This is a genomic window from Aeromonas sp. S5(2024) (assembly GCF_041403025.1).
GTDB lineage: Bacteria > Pseudomonadota > Gammaproteobacteria > Enterobacterales > Aeromonadaceae > Aeromonas > Aeromonas hydrophila.
Map to the genome: position 1 here is coordinate 75,436 of NZ_JBGLRI010000011.1, position 17,308 is coordinate 92,743.

Here is a 17,308-nt window from a genome sequence, read left to right on the forward strand (position 1 = left end):
TAGTGTGAAGAGATCGATGCTGATGGGGGTGTTGTGCACCTCACTGCTGCTAGGTGGCTGCAAAGTGGAGCTCTATACCGGAGTCAGTCAGAAAGAAGGTAATGAAATGCTGGCGTTGCTGCGTACCGAGGGGATCTCCTCAGACAAGCAGCCGGACAAGGATGGCAATATCAAGTTGTTGGTGGAGGAGTCCGATGTAGCGCAAGCCATCGAGGCACTCAAGCGCAAGGGCTATCCGCGGGAGAGTTTCTCCACCTTGCAGGATGTATTTCCCAAGGATGGTCTCATCTCTTCGCCTACCGAAGAGCGGGCGAGGCTCAACTACGCCAAAGCCCAGGAAATTTCCCATACCCTCTCGGAGATCGATGGCGTATTGGTCGCGAGAGTACATGTGGTGCTGCCTGAAGGCAATGAAGGGATCAGCAAGAAACCCTTACCCGCTTCGGCATCCGTTTTCATCAAGCATGCCGCCGATATCCAGCTGGACAGCTATATTCCGCAGATCAAGCAGCTGGTCAACAACAGCATTGAAGGATTGGCTTACGATCGGATCAGCGTGGTGCTGGTACCTTCGGCCGATATTCGCCAGATGCCTCTGGTATCGCGAAACACCAGCCTCTTCTCCATCGAGGTGAGTGAGTCGTCGAAGTGGCGGCTGGCAGGGCTGATTGCCCTGTTGTTGATGCTGGTCGTGACCACCAATCTGGCCCAGTACATGTGGCACCGGAGCCGGAGTCGTTGATGACGGTAGGCCTGACACCTTATCAATTGCGCTTCTGTCCGGCAGCTTATCTTGATGACGGCCATTTTCCCGATTCATGGCGCTGGCTGCAGGATGCACTGCCTGACTGGCGTACCCACCCCGCCGTTAATGAAGCGCTGCTTGAGGAGCTGGCCTTGGACATTGCCTATGAGTCGCCCTCATCCCTTGGCGGCTTGGCATTATTCCCCCAGTCTGAGCTCGCGAGTACCTTGTCACACCTTGGCGCCGTGTTGCATGGGGAGGCCATTCGTCATTGTCTGCAGGGGAGCACGCTGCGCCATATCATCGGCTTGTTGGGGGAAGAGGGGCACAGGAATCTGCTGTCCCAGCTTGATCTGTTGATCGGCCCCTGGCCTGCAGGCTGGCAGCAGCCGTTGCCGCTTGAACTGAATGGCTCTTATCTGGAAGCGGCTGGCTTGCAATTCTGGTTGGCAGCCGCAGGGAATGTTGAACCTGGCTGGGCTCGCAGGCTTGCCCTGCGTCTTCCTCCATCATCCACCGTACCATCCTGGCATCTGGCGAGTGAGTCGTTGCCACTGGCTCGGGCGCTCTGTCTTAAAATCGCCAAACAGGTCACACCACAATGCTGCCATTTGTTGAAATAAAGAGTGAACACCTACAACTGGAGCCTGGTCAGCGGATCCTGCGCAGTCAGGATTACCAATCTTATCTGAGTGCCCAGGCACTGGTTGAGGCGGCCAGGGAACAGGCGGCCGAGATTGTGCAGGACGCTCGTACCGTGTACGAGCAACAGCGCGAGCTTGGTTGGCAAGCTGGCATGGAGCAGGCTCGCCGTGAACAGGCGGTGTTGATCCACCAGACTCAACTGCAGTGCCAAGAGTACTATCGCACTGTAGAACAGCAGATGAGCGAGGTGGTGTTGCAGGCCGTGCGCAAGATCCTGCATGACTATGATCAGGTTGCGTTGACCCTCAAGGTTGTGCGCGAGGCACTCTCGTTGGTGAGCAACCAGAAGCAGGTCACGGTGCGGGTGCACCCTGAGCAAGTCACGGCGGTACGGGATCAAATCGCCAGGGTACACAAGGATTTCCCGGAGATCGGTTATCTGGATATTTCCGCCGATGCCCGGCTCGATCAGGGGGGGTGTATCCTGGAAACCGAAGTGGGGATCATTGATGCCAGTCTGGATGGTCAGCTGGAGGCACTGTCACGGGCCATTTCCATGACGCTTGAGCGGGGCGACCATCCTGCTCATTAATTCGTACCATGTCAGGCGATTTGCGCCACAGAGTATATGTCACTCTGCTGCCGCTGTTGCAGAGAGGATGCGGTCCCCGTCCAGGCTAGCAATCTATTTGTCTGAAAATCACCGCTGATGATGGAGTTGAGCGCCTCCGCCATCTTTAGAAAAGCCCCCGGCAACTTGGTTGCCGGGGGCTTTTTGCTATCCGGGTGCCGGTGTATTCGGGTCATGGCACCGTGGTGGATATCGGCGGCTGGTATTTATTGAGTACCAGCAAGGTGAGCAGGCAGCAGGCGGCGCCGGCGTAGAAGGTGAAAGCGGGGCCCAGATGGTCCCACAGCAGGCCGGCCAGCAGGCTGGCCAGCAACATGGCGAGGCCGCAGATGAGGTTGAAGAAGCCAAACGCGCTGCCGCGCAGATCCGCCGGGGCCGTGGCGGCCACCATGGCGGCCAGCAGCCCCTGGGTCATTCCCATGTGAATGCCCCATAGCATCACCCCTGCCAGCAGCACGCCCCAGTGGGTACTGGTCGCCAGCACCAGGTCGGCGGCAATCAGCACCAGCAATCCCCAGATCAGCAGGGTGCGGTGACTCATGCGATCCGAGAGGCGGCCGAACGGGTAGGCGCTGAGGGCATAGATCAGATTCATCGCCACCATGACCAGCGGCACCAGCGCCAGCGCCATGCCGCTTTGCTGGGCACGCAGCACCAGAAAGGCTTCGCTGAAGCGGGCCAGGGTAAACAGGGCGCCGATCAGCAGCACCCAGCGATAGGGTTTACCTAGCCGGCGCAGGCTGTCGCGTCGCTCGCGCCGGTCGCTCTCTTTGGGTTCACGCAGGCCGATGGCGAGCAGGGCGACCGAGGCCAGCCCAGGAATGACCGCCAGCCAGAAGATGGCGCGAAAATCATCGTGCCAGAGCAGCATCAATCCGACGGCCAGCAGTGGCCCCAGCAGGGCGCCGACCGTGTCGAGGGACTGGCGCAGGCCAAAGGCGGCACCGCGCAGCTCAAGGGGGGTAAGGTCGGCCACCAGCGCATCGCGGGGGGCGCCCCGAATGCCTTTGCCAATTCTGTCCAGCAGGCGGGCAGTCAGTATCAACCCGCTGCCAGTGGCGATGGCGAACAGCGGCTTGGTCAGCGCTCCCAGCCCGTAGCCCAGCAGGGCCAACCCCTTTCGTCTCCCCAGATAGTCGCTCAAGGTGCCGGAGAAGACCTTGACCATCAGTGCCGTGGCCTCCGCCATCCCTTCGATGAACCCGATGGTGAGGGCGCTGCTGCCGAGCACGGTCACCATGAACAGGGGCAGCAGGCTGTGGATCATCTCGGACGAGATGTCCATCAGCAGGCTGACGAAGCCCAGTACCCAGACCCCGCGCGGGATCTGGCGGGAGGGTGGGGTCGAGTCTTGTCTGTTGCCTGTCGTCATCGGGGGGAGCCTTGCCTAGCATCAGTTCCCACAGAGCATAGCCAGCCCGGCGACCCAGAGGCGGCCGGGCTGGCTTGCTGCGTGATTACTGTTCGATATCGATCTCAGCCCGAACCAGTTGCCGGTTGCGCAGAGTGGAGATCAGCACCAGCGTGGCGATGGCGGCCAGCAGGGTGAAGGAGGCGGAGTAACGGCTCAGCTCCAGCCCGCCCTTGCTGAGCGGCTTGTCCAGAAAATCCCCCACCACGGCTCCCAGCGGCCTGGTCAGAATGAAGGCGGCCCAGAACAGCAGGGTCCGCGACACCCGGGTCAGGTAGTAGGTCGCCACGATGGCGGCCAGCATGCCACCGAAAAGCACGGCACTGCCTGCATAACCAAAGCCGGCCTCGTCTGCGGTCCAGTCACCCAGTGCGGTGCCCAGCGTCTGGGAGAACATGATGGTGACCCAGTAGAACAGCTCGGTGCGCGGGGTGGTAATGCTGCCGGTGGAGATGCTGCCCTGCAGCCGATACCAGAGCAGGAAGGAGCCCATCAGCAAGGCCAGCAGCAGGGTGGAACCACCGGCATAACCCAGCCCGAGCGAGCGATCGGCAAAGTCTGCCAGGGTGGTGCCGACCGTGGTGGTGGCGATGATGGTGGTCCAGTAAAGGAGGGGGTTATAGGAGGTCGCTGCGATCTGCGCGCTGACCGACACGAAGAAAATCACGGCAAAGATGGCCGTGCTCACCAGATAACCGAGTTCCATCGACATGGATACGGCGTCACCCCCCGTCTCCCCCAAGGTGGTCGCCAGAATCTTGATGACCCAGAATGCCAGGGTGATCTCTGGCACCTTGCTGATTGCTGCGCTGTTGCTGTTGTGCATGTTAACCCTCTCTCGCATCTGTCGTGTGACGAGGACTCGTCAGGGAACAGCCTCGCCGAGCAGTCTTAAGCAAAACTTAAGGACGAGCGGCCGTGTTGAAAAAGAGTGGTGCGAGCGCCAGGCGGGAAGATGAGTAGTATATGCGTGGCTGTTTTTTTGAGCGGTTGCATAACACGGGTATCTTAATTTTTCCTTAAGTATCGTCGGCTAGGCTGTCAGTTTGCTGATGCTTGTTGATATGCAACACATTATTGAAGATATTTGAAAATAGTATATTTGGTGTTTTCAGCACGCTGTTACTATCCGGCGCCAAATATCGGCGTGTCGACTCTGGTTCGGCTATTTCGACGTGTAATAAAGAAGCGTAACAGGGAGATATGCATGCCTTCTTTTCTTAGAATAAGAATTGTTCCATTTATTTTGTTGTTGGCATTTATCTTTGCCTTCTTGCTCAACTGGCCAGTCCTGCTGCATTTTTATGAGATATTGACGCAGCTTGAGCATTTTAAAATCGGGTTTGCCATCTCCATTCCCATCGTATTGGTAGCGGCATTGAACTTTGTATTCATGCCATTCTCTGTGCGTTATTTCATCAAGCCTTTCTTTGCCTTTCTGTTTATCACCGGTGCCATTGCCAGCTACACCATGATGAAATACAAGGTGCTGTTTGATGGCGACATGATCCAGAACATCTTTGAGACCAACCAGAGCGAGGCTTACTCCTACCTGAGCGTACCCATCGTGGTCTGGGTATTGCTGGCCGGCGTGCTGCCGGCGGTACTGCTGTTCTTCGTCAAGATAGAGTATCCGGCCAAATGGTATCAGGGCCTGTTGCAGCGCGGGCTCTCCATGCTGGCCTCGCTGGCGGTATTGGGGCTCGTCGCCGCAGCCTACTATCAGGACTATGCCTCGGTCGGGCGCAACAACCAGACCCTGAACCGGGAGATCACGCCGGCCAACTACATGTACAGCACCACCAAGTATCTCTACAAACGCTATCTGGCGGAGCCGGTGCCGTTCCAGCGCATGGGCGACGACGCCAAGCGGGTGGCCAGCAAGGAGAAGCCGACCATGATGTTCCTGGTGGTGGGGGAGACGGCGCGCGGCAAGAACTTCTCCATGAACGGCTATCACAAGGAGACCAACCCCTTCACCAGCAAGCAGGCGGGGATCATCTCCTTCAACGACGTGCGCTCCTGCGGCACGGCGACGGCGGTCTCGGTACCCTGCATGTTCTCCAACATGGGGCGCAACCAGTTCGACGGCAACCAGGCCCGCAACAGCGAAGGGCTGCTGGATGTGCTGCAAAAGAGCGGTATCTCCATCTTCTGGAAGGAGAATGACGGCGGCTGCAAGGGCGTGTGCGATCGGGTGCCGAACATGGTGGTCAAGCCCAAGGATCACCCCAAGTTCTGCGACAAGAACACCTGCTATGACGAGGTGGTACTGGAGGGGCTGGACGACGAGCTGGCCGGCATGAAGGGGGACAAGCTGGTGGGCTTCCACCTCATCGGCAGCCATGGCCCGACCTATTACAAGCGTTATCCGGGGTCGCATCGCCATTTCCTGCCGGATTGCCAGCGCAGCGATATCGAGAACTGCACCGATCAGGAGCTGGAGAATACCTACGACAACACCATTCGCTACACCGATTTTGTGATTGCCAGCATGATCGAACGGCTGAAAAAATATGAAGACAAATACAACACGGCGCTGATCTATATTTCCGACCATGGCGAGTCACTGGGGGCATTGGGGCTCTATCTGCACGGCACCCCTTACAAATTTGCACCGGATGATCAGACCCGGGTGCCCATGCAGGTGTGGATGTCGCCCGGTTTCTCCAAAGAGAAGGGAATGAACCTCGACTGTCTGCAGCAAAAGGCAGCCAATACCCGTTATTCCCACGACAACCTGTTTTCGTCCATGCTGGGGATCTGGGATGTGAATACGGCGGTATATGACCAGCAGCTGGATATCTTCAGCCAGTGTCGCAGCGTGCAGTAACGCCATATTGAGATAAAGGGGAGCCTGGCTCCCCTTTTTATTTGGGCGCAGCCTGATGATGACCCGTGAGCGGCTTGCCAACCTGACCAGATGGGTCGGGTAAACCGCGTTATCTGGTGTATGATGTCATTGCTCATTTATTGTGCTGTGTGCCAACGGGATGTGGCGAAGCTGACCTCCAGGGAAAGCGGCGAATTAATCTGCCAGCAGCTGAGTAATTTTATTTCGGGGGCGAGGCTCGTCTTTTGCAAAAAAGTCGATATAAAGTGGGATGCCATGCTGGGCGGGGGCATTTTCCGGGCAGCCAGGGCCAAACTGGCCATGTCATCAGTGCCGACTGTTCGCCGCCCACGGCCCATAAAACATCTATTTGAAGGCCAAGGCGCGAAGGAGTGCAGTCTGTGCTTCCCGCTGCGGGTGGCCATGTTCAGCAACGTGACGCGCATGGCCATGGCCTCGCGTCGGTAGGGATCGGCAATGCGGCGTCATCTGTTTATCTGGTTAGGCCCGTTATGTAGCTTGTTGTTGTTGGGGGCGGCCCTGGCCGTGCTCTATCGTTTGACTCACCTCTGGCACTGGCACGACATCCGGCTGGCCATCTGGTCTTTGCCGCTGCCGCTGCTGGGCGGTGCTCTGTTGTTGACCCTGCTCAGCTATGTTTGCCTCTGCTGCTACGACATGCTGGCGGTGCACGCCCTCGGCAAGCGGCTGCCCTGGCAGCAGGTGGGGGTTACCTCGTTCATCGCTTACACCTTCTCCAACACCCTGGGTTTCGCCCTGCTGACCGGCTCGTCGGTGCGCTATCGCATCTACTCGTCGCTGGGGCTCGGCACCGGGGAGGTGGCCAGGATCATCGTCTTCTGCTCGGTGACCTTCTTCCTCGGCCTGCTGGCCTGGGGGGGCACGGCCCTGCTGGTGGGGCAGGCCACCACCTTGCTGCCGGACTGGCCGCTGTGGGCCGATCAGCTGCTCAACGTGGCGGGTGGACTGGCACTCTTGGCGGTGCTTGGCTACCTGTTCTGGCCAAAGCCTGCGTTGGTCTGGCGTGGCCACGAGCTGGTGTTGCCGGTATTCAGAACCCGGCTGCTGCAACTGCTGGTGGCGCTGCTGGACTGGATGGCTGCCGCCGCCGTGCTCTATGTGCTGCTGCCGGCGGACAGCGTCTCCTATCCGGTGCTGCTCAGTGCCTTCGTGCTGGCCAGCTTCCTCGGGGTGCTGGCCCATGTGCCCGGCGGGATCGGGGTGTTCGAGGCGAGCATGAGCCTGCTGCTGGCCAAATACCTGCCAGTGGACAAGCTCTTGGCCTCCCTGCTGCTCTATCGCTGCATCTATTACGTGCTGCCCTTCCTGTGCGCCCTGCTGCTGTTCACCAGCCAGGAGCTGCTGCAGCAGAAGGCGCGCTGGAGCCGGTTGCAGGGCATCATGACCGCGGTACGCGAGTTCCTGCCGGCGCTGATCAGCCTGGGAGCGTTCGCGGCGGGCAGCCTGCTGCTCTGCTCGGGGATGATCCCCACCATGCGCGGGCGCATCGAGATGTTCCTGCAGGTATTGCCGCTGCACCTGCTGGAGCTCTCCCATGTGCTTGGCAGCGTCAGCGGCGTGCTGCTGATCCTGCTGGCCCGCAGCCTCTACCGGCGCCACGATGCGGCGTTTCGCATCACCCAGCTGCTGCTGGGGCTGGGGATGATCTTCTCCCTGCTCAAGGGGTTCGACTGGGAGTCGGCCCTGCTGCTCGGGCTGTTCCTGCTCATCATCACTCCCTGCCGATCACTGTTCTATCGCAAGGGCTCCCTGCTGCACGCCCAGTTCACTCCGGGCTGGCTCATCTCGGTGGGGGCCGTGCTGCTGGGGGCGCTCTGGCTGCTGCTCTTCTCCTACCGTCAGGTGGAATATGACCACGCCCTCTGGTTCCACTTCTCGCCCCATGGCGCCGCCTCCCGCGGGCTGCGGGCCATGGGCAGCGTGGTGGCCGTGCTGGCCGTGGTCGGGGTGGCCCAGCTGCTGGCGCCGCTGCGGGTCTCCGGGCGCAAGCCGGAGCCGGAGGAGCTGGCCCGCGCCCATGCCCTGGTGCTGCGCGAGGGGGGCGGTCATGGCTACCTGGCCCAGCTTGGCGACAAGTCACTGCTGTTTCATCCCGGCGGCGAGGCATTTTTGATGTACGGCGTCGAGGGCAATGGCTGGATCGTAATGGGGGATCCCATCGGTCAGCCTGAGCTTATCGAGGAGCTGCTCTGGCAGTTTCGCGAGCTGTGCGACCAGCACGATGCCAGCCCGGTGTTCTACCAGGTGTCGGCCCGCTATCTGCCGCTCTATCTGGAGCTGGGCCTGATCCCGTTCAAGCTGGGGGAGGAGGCCATCGTCGATCTGGCGGCCTTCGAGCTGGCCGGCAGCCGGCTGCGCAACCTGCGCCAGAGCCATGCCAAGGGCAAGCGGGAGGGGTTGTCGTTCGAGGTGGTGGCGCCTGAATGCGTGCCTGCACTGTTACCGCGCCTCAAGGAGGTGTCAGACACCTGGCTGCAGAGCAAGCAAGGCAAGGAGAAGGGCTTCTCGGTGGGCAGCTTTGAGCCCGCCTACCTCAGCCTGAGCCCGGCCGCGCTGGTGCGTCACGAGGGGCAGATCGTCGGTTTTGCCAACCTCTGGGTCAGCGACAACAAGGAGAGCCTCTCCATCGATCTGATGCGCTACAGCCTGGACACGGGCACGGCGCCCATCATGGACTTCCTGTTCGTCGAGCTGCTGCTGTGGGGCAAGGCCGAGGGCTACACCAGCTTCAACCTCGGCATGGCGCCCATGTCCGGTTTCAACGATCACCCCCTGAGCGGCTACTGGGCCCGGCTTGGCAACACCATCTTCACCCGGGGCAGCCGTTTCTACAATTTTCAGGGACTCAGACGCTACAAGGAGAAGTTCTCGCCGGACTGGGAGCCGCGCTACCTGCTCTGTACCAGCAAGCTGGTGCTGCCGAGGGTGCTGACCAACCTGATATCCCTGATCAGCCGAGGCCCGTTCGGGCTCATCAAAAAATAGGAGTCGGCCATGAAAATCCTGTTATTGCTGCTGGCGTGCTGCGCCTTTTCGCTCTCTGCCGCGCCGGTGAAAGAGGAGCTGGGGCTGGTGGAGCTGCCGGTGGCACAAGCCTCAAGCGCCCCCATGGTGGTGTTCATGAGCGGTGACGGCGGCTGGGCGGCGCTGGACAAGGGGCTCAGCGCCCAGCTGCAGCAGCACGGCATGCCGGTGGTGGGCTGGAGCTCGCTCACCTACTACTGGAAGAAGAAGGATCCACAGCAGGTCACCGCCGACCTGGTGCGGATCCTGGATGATTACCAGTCCCGCTGGGGGCGCCAGCGCTGGCTGCTGGTGGGCTTCTCCTTCGGTGCCGAGATAGTGCCCTTCGTCATCAACCGGTTGCCCGAACCTTATCGCAAGAGCCTGATCGGGGCCGTGATGCTCTCACCCTCGACCGCCTCCGACTTCGAGATCCACGTCAGCGACATGGTGACCCACGACAAGGCGGGCAGCTATCCCACCCAGCCCGAGGTCAACGCCATCCACACCCTGCCGATGCTCTGCGTGCAGGGGGCGGATGACGACTCGCCGGCGCGGCTCTGTCCCCGTCTGCAACAGCCCAACGTGACCACTGTGACCCTGCCCGGTTCGCACCATTTCGAGGATGACTATCCGGTGCTGTTCAAGACCATTGCCAGCCATCTTTCACTGCAATAAATATCGCGCGTCGGCAGGAAATGTTGATTTAAATCAATGATTATTTCCTGCCGGCCCGATCCGTTCTCGGCTCGTCAGAATCTTTTTGAATTGACCTTTACAGGTGCTGATTGCTTCCCAACACTCTACTGAGCAACAACGTAAGAGTGGGGGCTACATGCGCGAACAAAAAGGCCATCTTGTTGATCAGGAAGTGGATTTCGCAGCTGATGAACAGCTGGTGTCCACCACGGATCTGCGGGGCGTGATCACCTACGCCAATGACAACTTCTGCCGGGTCGCCGGTTACAGCCGGGCCGAGCTGGTGGGGCAGCACCACAACATGGTGCGCCATCCCGACATGCCCAAGGCGGCATTTGCCGACTTGTGGGGCAAACTCAAGCAGGGCCAGCCATGGCGCGGCATGGTGAAGAACCGCTGCCAGGATGGTCGCTATTACTGGGTGGATGCCTACGTCACCCCCATCTTCGAGCAGGGCAAGATCAGCGGCTACCAGTCGGTGCGCTGCCGTGCCGATCCGCAGATGAAGCAGATCGCAGCCCGCACCTATGCGCGGCTGCGGGCGGCGGAGCAGGGCGGTGGCAAGCCCAGGATTTCGCTGGCGCGGCTGCGCCACGGGGTCGCGGTGGCCGGGTTGCTGGCGCTGGGCTGGCTCGGCACCGTGCAACTGGGCGGCTGGGCTGCGCTTTACATGGCGCTGCCGCTGATCTTGCTGGGGCTGCTCTATCGCCATGAGCTCATCACCACCCCCCGTTACCTGCAGCAACTGGCCGGCGAGTACGACAGCCTGACCCGGCTCATCTACTCGGGCCAGGAGCCAAGCGCCATCGCCGACTTCCACATCAAGCTGCTGCAGGCCCGCATTCGCACCGTGCTCGGCCGGGTGGATGATGCCACTCACGCCCTGCAGGATCTGGCGGTGCACCTGAAGAGTGCCTCCAGCGAGGCCAGCTCGGACATCGCCGAGCAGGATGCCCAGACCCAGCAGATGGCGGCCGCCATCACCGAGATGGCGAGCACGGCCCAGGAGATCGCCCGCAACATCCAGGATACCAACAGCCAGATTGCCGAAGCCAAGGCTCACTGCCAGCACACGGATCAGCAGTTGATCGAGACCGAGCACAAGATCACCGATCTGGCGAAGGAGGCGGAGCACGCCTTTGCCTCGGCGGTGGCACTGGCCAGCGAGTCGGATCGCATCGGGGTGCTGATGGGGGAAATTCAGGGCATTGCCGATCAGACCAACCTGCTGGCGCTCAACGCCGCCATCGAGGCGGCCCGGGCCGGCGAACAGGGGCGCGGTTTTGCGGTGGTGGCGGACGAGGTGCGTACCCTGTCTACCCGCACCCACAAGGCGACCGAACAGATCCAGAGCAGCATCGGCCAGATCCAGCGCACCCTGAACGGCTGGAAGGGGATGATGCAGAACAACCTGCAACAGACCCAGGCCTGCGTAGAGATGACCCGGATGGGATCGGACAGCCTGCACCAGGTACTAACGGAGATCGAGCTGGTGATGGACTTCTCGGCCCAGATCTCGGCGGCGGCGGAGGAGCAGCAGGCGGTGGTGGAAAACATCAGCCAGAACGTCAACCTCATCTCTCAGCACTCCCACGCCAACAGCAGCAAGATGCACGATGTCGATGAGTCGAGCGAGATCCTGCTGACCAAGGCCAGACAGCTCAAGTCCCTGGGGCAGACCTTCGGTTAGCCGCCGCTGCCATCCATACAACAATAAGGCCACCCGCGGGTGGCCTTATTGTTGTCGGGGGCTTGGGATCAGCCTGGGGGATCCGCCAGCGGAGCCCCCTTGTCGTGGTACATGGCGCGGTCGGCCTGGATGAGCCACTGCTCGGCGCGCCAGCCCGGCTGGTACTGGCTAATGCCGACGCTGATGCCGACCGCCAGCGGGACCCCTTCCACCTCGAACGGCGACTGCATGGTGGCCCTGATCTGCTCGGCGATGACGTCGGCCTGCGCCTGATCATGGCCCGGCAACAGCAGCACGAACTCGTCACCGGCCAGTCTGGCGAAGAAGTGCTGTGGCCCGAGGCTGCGGCTGATCCGCTCAGCCAGCTGGCAGAGGAGGGCATCGCCGTGGCTGTGGCCGAAGTTGTCGTTGACCTGTTTGAAGTCGTCAAGATCGCAAAACAGCAGGCAGCCGGGGGCTGGGCCCTTGATCTGGGCATCGAGCCGCTCCATCAGGCTCAGCCGGTTGGGCAGGCCGGTGAGCGGGTCGCGGCGAGCGAGCTGCCAGATCTCCTCCTCCCGCTGGCGGCGCAGGGCAATCTCGCGATTGAGCCGCTGATTGCACATCAATAGATAGAGGGCCAGCAGCAGGATCAGCACGCAGGCCGCCAGGCTCAGCAGGAACCAGGGACGCCAGAAGATCCACTGCTCGGAAGGGGCCTGATAGAGAAACTCGTGTAAGGAGACCGGTTTGGACACCAGCCCGATCTCGACCAACTGCTGCATGATGTGGGTCATGCGATCGGGATTCATATACCCGATCTCCACATAGAGCGGCTGGATCATCTCCTTGCTCACCTGCAGCTCGTACTCCATGTGGGCCTGACTGCGGTTGACGCCATACTCCTTGCGCAGCAGGGCGATGGCCTCCTGCGGGTGGGCGAGGGAGTAGCGCCAGCCCGCCAGGCTTGCGGCCCGAAACCGGGCCACCCGATCCGGATGGGCGCGCTCCTGTGCCTGGGTGGTGAACAGGATGTCGCTGTAGAAATCGATGCCGTAGTTGCGCGGATTGATGACGGAGACGGGGATGCCGCGCTCCTCCAGATAGAAGGGCTCGTTGCTGAGGTAGGCGTTGAAGATATCGACCCGGCCCTCGATGAGATCCTCGATGTTGACCGAAGTGGGCAGCGGGATGAGCTGGTGCTCATTGAGCCCCTGATAGAAGAGAGTGGCCAGCAGTTCGGCGTCCTGATGGGCCGAAAACATCATGATCCGTTTGCCACGCATGTCGTCAACGGTGAGAATGCCGCTGTCACGGCGAGCCAGAAAGATGGACGGGGAGTGCTGATAGACGCTGGCCAGCGCCAACAGCGGCTGGCCGCTGGCGTAGCTGGTGAGCACCTCGGTGTTGCCGACCCCGAAGTCGGCCCGCCCGCTCAGCACCTCTTCTACCGGGCTGATGTCCTTGCCGCCGGGCCGTATCTCGACGTCCAGCCCGGCACTGGCATAAAAGCCCTTGGCCTTGGCCATGTGATAGCCAACGAACTGGGGCTGATGCAGCCAGCGCAGCTGGAGTACGACCCGCTCCGGTGCCTCAAGGGTGGATTCGCTGGCCCGCAAGGGAACAGCATGACTGATGCCAATCAACAGCAGCCAAAGCAGGTATCTCTTCATCCGTGCGAGTCTTGTTCTGAGTGTTCATGGGGTGCGACCCCGCAGGGTCATGTTCTTGTAATTAAAAACATTCTAAAGGGTTATTGATGTACCGGATACTAGCGCAGCACAAAGATTTCATGGTTATCAACAAGGGGCCCGGGCTCGGCATGCATGACGAGACCGACGAGGCCGGTCTGCTCCATCCGGGCCTGGTCAGTCGGGTCAAGGCCGACACCGGTCTGCTGCTCTATCCGGTGCATCGGCTCGACAAGATGACCTCCGGGCTGGTGCTCTTGGCGCGCACCACCGAGGCCAACCGGGCCCTCAGCATGGCCTTTGCCGCGCGGGAAGTGAGCAAGCAGTATCTGGCCCTCTCCGATCGCAAGCCCAAGAAGAAGCAGGGCTGGGTGAAGGGGGACATGCAGAAGGGACGGGGCGGCAGCTGGATGCTGGCGCGCAGCCAGGACAACCCGGCCATCAGCTGGTTCGACTCCATCTCGGTGCGCGAGGGCTTGCGGCTCTACCGGATCAAGCCTAGAACCGGCAAGACCCACCAGATCCGGGTGGCCTTGAAGAGCGTGGGGGCGCCCATCCTCGGCGATGAGCGCTACGGCGGCACGGCGGCCGATCGCGGCTATCTGCACGCCTGGCGCCTCGCGTTCACCCTGGCGGGGGAGGCGTTCGACTTCGTCTGCCCGCCCGACGAAGGCACGCTGTTTGTGCTGCCCGAGTTGCACGCCGCCATCGCGGGGCTGGCCGAATGAAGGGGGTGACAGTGCCAGGCGTGCCGGATCTGCCCGCCAGCGGCTGGATCCTGGCGGATTTTGACGACACCCTGGCGCCGGATGACAGCCATGCCGGGCTGCTGCGTTTCATCCTGCGTCGTCGCATCTGGCCGCTGCTGCTGTGGCCGGTGATGGCGCTGGGCGGGCTGGTCTATCTGCTGCCAAGCCAGCGCCGGCGCGGCATTTCACTGATCTGGTGGGCCATCACCCTCGGGCTGTCGCCGCTGGGGTGGCGCCGCCTGGTGCGAGCCTACTGCCGCACCCGGCCTGGGCTGTTTCGCGAGGCGCGCGCCCTGCTGCTGGCCGAAGGGCAGCGCTGCTGGGTGCTCTCTGCCAGCCCTCGCGCCCTGGTGCGGGGCCAGCTCCATCAGCAACTGCCCGGCCATCTGCCTCATCGCATTCTGGGTTCGCGGATGCACTATCGCGTCGGCGGTCTGATGCCGCGTTTTTACTGCCACGGCCGTCACAAGATCCTGCCCGGGATCCACGCCCTCGGCGCCACCCTGGCCCTGAGCGACAGCCTGCACGACTTGCCGCTGCTGGCAGAGGGGCAGGCGGCCTGGCTCATCAACCCCACCCCGGCGCGGCTGCAACAGGCGCAGCAGGCATTGCCCCGCATCGAGCCCAGATACTGGTCCCTGTAAGGCAAAGCTGACAGCCTTGCGGGGCGCCACCGAGCGCGCCACAAGGCTGCGGCCTCAATGTCACAATCTATTTACATCTTTTGGCCATCCCCCCCGGCAAACTATCTGAACGCCGCCTCTTCTCTTCCACCGCGCCGCCACCTCTAATGAAACAAGTTGTTAACAATGCCGGTGGCGGCTGCCCGCAGCGCCCCGGTGTGACCCTCTTCGTTATCAGTCAATCGCAAGGAGCGCATCATGACGACCACTTCTTCTGCCCGTACTCACACCATCAATCCGCTCGGCACCGATGGTTTCGAATTCGTCGAGTACACGGCGCCGGATGCCAAAGGGATTGCCGCCCTCAAGGCGCTGTTCGTCTCGCTGGGCTTTGCCGAGGTGGCGCAGCACAAGCACAAGCAGTGCTGGCTCTACCGCCAGGGAGACATCAACTTCGTGGTCAATGCCGAGCCCCACTCCCAGGCCGAGCAGTTTGCCAGCCTGCACGGGCCGAGCGTCTGCGGCATGGCGTTTCGGGTGAGCGATGCCGGCAAGGCCCAGCAGTACGCCATCGGCAAGGGCGCCAAGCCGTTCGTCGGCAAGATTGGCCCCATGGAGCTCAACATACCCGCCATCTACGGCATCGGCGAGAGCACCCTCTCTTTCGTCGACCGCTACGGCGACAAGGGCTCCATCTATGACGTGGACTTCGTCTTCTATCCCGACTGGCAGGCGCGTATGGCCGAGGTGGATGCCGGGTTGTATGAGATTGACCACCTGACCCACAACGTGCAGCGCGGCAACATGGATGTCTGGTCCAATTTCTACGAGCGGATCGGCAACTTCCGGGAGATCCGCTACTTCGACATCGAGGGCAAGCTGACCGGCCTGCATTCCCGCGCCATGACCGCCCCCTGCGGCAAAATTCGCATCCCCATCAATGAATCTTCCGACGACAAGTCCCAGATCGAGGAGTACCTGCGTCAGTACAAGGGGGAGGGGATCCAGCACATCGCCATGGCGTCGAGCGACATCTACCACACCATCCGTACCCTGCGTGGCCGTGGTACCGGCTTTATGCCGACCCCGGACACCTACTACGAGAAGGTGGACAGCCGGGTCGAGGGGCACCAGGAGGATCTGGCGGCGCTCAAAGAGCTGCGCATCCTCATCGACGGCTCTCCCACCAAGGACGGCATTCTGCTGCAGATCTTCACCGACACTGTGATCGGCCCGGTGTTCTTCGAGATCATCCAGCGCAAGGGCAACGAAGGCTTTGGCGAGGGCAACTTCCAGGCACTGTTTGAATCCATCGAGCTGGATCAGATCCGCCGCGGGGTGCTCAATGATGCGTAACGGGAACTGCCACGGGCGGGTTGGTTGTCAAGCAAGGGAGGTTGGCGATGCGCAACTGGATTAACTTTCCCCACCGGGAGGGGACACACTCCCGCCAGGCTCATGCCGACCTGCCCGAGCAGGCCATCTATGAGCGCGAACTGGGCCGCTCCGGCTTTTTCGGGCCGGCCACCCACATGCACCACAAGCATGCCCCCACCGACTGGGTCAACTGGGAGGGGCCGCTGCGCCCGCGCCTGTTCGATCTCAATGCCCTCGGCGAGGAGGTGAGCTCCCTCTCCCCCTGGGTGATGCCGGATATTCTCAGCAACCCCCACTGCCGTTACCGCATCTGGCGCCTGCATGAGCCCATGCCGTTTCTGGTGCGCAACGCCGACGGCGACGAGCTCCTGTTCATCCATGAGGGCAGCGGCGAGTTCTACTGCGACTACGGCCACCTGACCCTGCGCGATGGCGACTACCTGGTGATCCCCCGCGGCACCATGTGGCGCATCGAGCCGACGGCGCCCCTGTTCATCCTGATGATCGAGGCGACCAACGACAGCTACCAGCTGCCGGACAAGGGGCTGGTGGGCAATCACGCCATCTTCGATCCGGCAGCGCTGGACGTGCCGGCCATCAACGAGCGCTTCCTGGCCCAGCAGGATGAGAACCCCTGGTCGCTGCAGGTGAAGCGTCACAACCAGGTCTCGGTCATCACCTGGCCGTTCAACCCGCTGGATGCGCAAGGGTGGCACGGGGATCTCTGCGTGGTGCGCCTCAACTGGCGGGACATCCGCCCGCTGATGAGCCATCGCTACCACCTGCCGCCCTCGGCTCACTCCACCTTCGTGGCGAGCCGGTTCGTGGTCTGCACCTTCGTGCCGCGCCCCATCGAGAGCGATCCCGGCGCCCTCAAGGTGCCCTTCTACCACAGCAACGACGACTACGACGAGGTGCTCTTCTACCACGCCGGGGATTTCTTCAGCCGGGACAACATCGAGCGGGGCATGGTCACCTTCCATCCTGCCGGCTTCACCCACGGTCCCCATCCCAAGGCGTTTGCGGCGGGTCAGGCCTATGCCAAGAAGTTCACCGACGAGGTGGCGGTGATGCTCGATACCCGCGATGCGCTCAACGTCGGCAGCCTGTGTGACGGGGTGGAAAACCCGCGTTACGTCACCAGCTGGCTACGCCCGGAACTCACGCCAGCCACGAACGGCAAATAAAAG

General features: G+C 61.6%; 14 protein-coding genes. 11 read left to right on the plus strand and 3 right to left on the minus strand.

Annotated features, from left to right (window positions below; all coding sequences use genetic code 11):
• Positions 1-4: 4 nt before the first annotated feature.
• The 3 genes from sctJ to ACB032_RS18810 are packed head-to-tail and all read left to right on the plus strand — an operon-like array spanning position 5 to position 1,982.
• Entirely contained in the window at positions 5-742 is a 738-nt protein-coding gene (gene sctJ / locus ACB032_RS18800; protein WP_269382400.1) for a type III secretion system inner membrane ring lipoprotein SctJ, read from the plus strand.
• Positions 742-1,368: a Yop proteins translocation protein K gene (locus tag ACB032_RS18805; protein WP_254199958.1), complete on the plus strand. Its 627-nt coding sequence runs from the start codon at positions 742-744 to the stop codon at positions 1,366-1,368. Before sctJ ends, ACB032_RS18805 begins: the two co-directional genes overlap by 1 nt.
• Complete coding sequence (locus tag ACB032_RS18810; RefSeq protein WP_029300209.1) at positions 1,347-1,982, plus strand: HrpE/YscL family type III secretion apparatus protein; 636 nt, start codon at positions 1,347-1,349, stop codon at positions 1,980-1,982. The genes ACB032_RS18805 and ACB032_RS18810 overlap by 22 nt, the downstream gene beginning before the upstream one ends.
• Before the next feature lie 211 nt (positions 1,983-2,193).
• Here ACB032_RS18810 and ACB032_RS18815 read toward each other — a convergent pair whose 3' ends face one another.
• Both ACB032_RS18815 and ACB032_RS18820 read right to left on the minus strand, forming a co-directional pair.
• Complete coding sequence (locus ACB032_RS18815) at positions 2,194-3,393, minus strand: MFS transporter (protein WP_371138537.1); 1,200 nt, start codon at positions 3,391-3,393, stop codon at positions 2,194-2,196.
• A gap of 85 nt (positions 3,394-3,478) precedes the next feature.
• The gene (locus tag ACB032_RS18820) at positions 3,479-4,258 is read right to left on the minus strand and encodes a hypothetical protein (protein WP_371138538.1); all 780 of its coding nucleotides are present in this window, start codon (positions 4,256-4,258) and stop codon (positions 3,479-3,481) included.
• Between the two features lie 381 nt (positions 4,259-4,639).
• On the opposite strand from ACB032_RS18820, the gene ACB032_RS18825 reads away from it, so the two are divergent.
• The 4 genes from ACB032_RS18825 (at position 4,640) to ACB032_RS18840 (ending at position 11,699) form a co-directional block, all read left to right on the plus strand.
• Complete coding sequence (locus tag ACB032_RS18825) at positions 4,640-6,265, plus strand: MCR-3-related phosphoethanolamine--lipid A transferase (protein ID WP_371138539.1); 1,626 nt, start codon at positions 4,640-4,642, stop codon at positions 6,263-6,265.
• 477 nt (positions 6,266-6,742) lie between these two features.
• Complete coding sequence (mprF, locus tag ACB032_RS18830) at positions 6,743-9,292, plus strand: bifunctional lysylphosphatidylglycerol flippase/synthetase MprF (protein ID WP_371138540.1); 2,550 nt, start codon at positions 6,743-6,745, stop codon at positions 9,290-9,292.
• Between the two features lie 9 nt (positions 9,293-9,301).
• Positions 9,302-9,988, plus strand: a complete 687-nt coding sequence (locus ACB032_RS18835) for an AcvB/VirJ family lysyl-phosphatidylglycerol hydrolase (RefSeq protein WP_371138541.1) — start codon at positions 9,302-9,304, stop codon at positions 9,986-9,988.
• 157 nt (positions 9,989-10,145) lie between these two features.
• Positions 10,146-11,699, plus strand: coding sequence for a PAS domain-containing methyl-accepting chemotaxis protein (locus tag ACB032_RS18840; protein WP_017408049.1), 1,554 nt, complete (start codon positions 10,146-10,148; stop codon positions 11,697-11,699).
• A gap of 68 nt (positions 11,700-11,767) precedes the next feature.
• Here ACB032_RS18840 and ACB032_RS18845 read toward each other — a convergent pair whose 3' ends face one another.
• Positions 11,768-13,351 (minus strand): ABC transporter substrate-binding protein, encoded by a 1,584-nt coding sequence (locus ACB032_RS18845; protein WP_371138542.1) that lies wholly within the window; start codon positions 13,349-13,351, stop codon positions 11,768-11,770.
• Between the two features lie 86 nt (positions 13,352-13,437).
• Between ACB032_RS18845 and ACB032_RS18850 the strand changes: the two genes are divergently transcribed.
• From ACB032_RS18850 to ACB032_RS18865, 4 genes are all read left to right on the plus strand, one after another.
• Positions 13,438-14,097: a TIGR01621 family pseudouridine synthase gene (locus ACB032_RS18850; RefSeq protein ID WP_039214567.1), complete on the plus strand. Its 660-nt coding sequence runs from the start codon at positions 13,438-13,440 to the stop codon at positions 14,095-14,097.
• Positions 14,094-14,762, plus strand: a complete 669-nt coding sequence (locus ACB032_RS18855; RefSeq protein WP_371138543.1) for an HAD family hydrolase — start codon at positions 14,094-14,096, stop codon at positions 14,760-14,762. The genes ACB032_RS18850 and ACB032_RS18855 overlap by 4 nt, the downstream gene beginning before the upstream one ends.
• A 237-nt stretch (positions 14,763-14,999) precedes the next feature.
• Complete coding sequence (hppD, locus tag ACB032_RS18860) at positions 15,000-16,097, plus strand: 4-hydroxyphenylpyruvate dioxygenase (RefSeq protein WP_017408053.1); 1,098 nt, start codon at positions 15,000-15,002, stop codon at positions 16,095-16,097.
• 47 nt (positions 16,098-16,144) lie between these two features.
• Positions 16,145-17,305, plus strand: a complete 1,161-nt coding sequence (locus ACB032_RS18865) for a homogentisate 1,2-dioxygenase (protein WP_011706477.1) — start codon at positions 16,145-16,147, stop codon at positions 17,303-17,305.
• The last annotated feature ends 3 nt before the right edge of the window (positions 17,306-17,308 follow it).

Coding starts and splice junctions, on each gene's coding strand:
- ACB032_RS18865 (WP_011706477.1), top strand. CDS start 16,145: ATGCGCAACTGGATTAACTTTCCCCACCGGGAGGGGACACACTCCCGC.
- ACB032_RS18845 (WP_371138542.1), bottom strand. CDS start 13,351: ATGAAGAGATACCTGCTTTGGCTGCTGTTGATTGGCATCAGTCATGCT.
- ACB032_RS18850 (WP_039214567.1), top strand. CDS start 13,438: ATGTACCGGATACTAGCGCAGCACAAAGATTTCATGGTTATCAACAAG.
- ACB032_RS18805 (WP_254199958.1), top strand. CDS start 742: ATGACGGTAGGCCTGACACCTTATCAATTGCGCTTCTGTCCGGCAGCT.
- hppD (WP_017408053.1), top strand. CDS start 15,000: ATGACGACCACTTCTTCTGCCCGTACTCACACCATCAATCCGCTCGGC.
- ACB032_RS18825 (WP_371138539.1), top strand. CDS start 4,640: ATGCCTTCTTTTCTTAGAATAAGAATTGTTCCATTTATTTTGTTGTTG.
- ACB032_RS18855 (WP_371138543.1), top strand. CDS start 14,094: ATGAAGGGGGTGACAGTGCCAGGCGTGCCGGATCTGCCCGCCAGCGGC.
- ACB032_RS18840 (WP_017408049.1), top strand. CDS start 10,146: ATGCGCGAACAAAAAGGCCATCTTGTTGATCAGGAAGTGGATTTCGCA.
- ACB032_RS18835 (WP_371138541.1), top strand. CDS start 9,302: ATGAAAATCCTGTTATTGCTGCTGGCGTGCTGCGCCTTTTCGCTCTCT.
- ACB032_RS18815 (WP_371138537.1), bottom strand. CDS start 3,393: ATGACGACAGGCAACAGACAAGACTCGACCCCACCCTCCCGCCAGATC.
- mprF (WP_371138540.1), top strand. CDS start 6,743: ATGCGGCGTCATCTGTTTATCTGGTTAGGCCCGTTATGTAGCTTGTTG.
- ACB032_RS18810 (WP_029300209.1), top strand. CDS start 1,347: ATGCTGCCATTTGTTGAAATAAAGAGTGAACACCTACAACTGGAGCCT.
- ACB032_RS18820 (WP_371138538.1), bottom strand. CDS start 4,258: ATGCACAACAGCAACAGCGCAGCAATCAGCAAGGTGCCAGAGATCACC.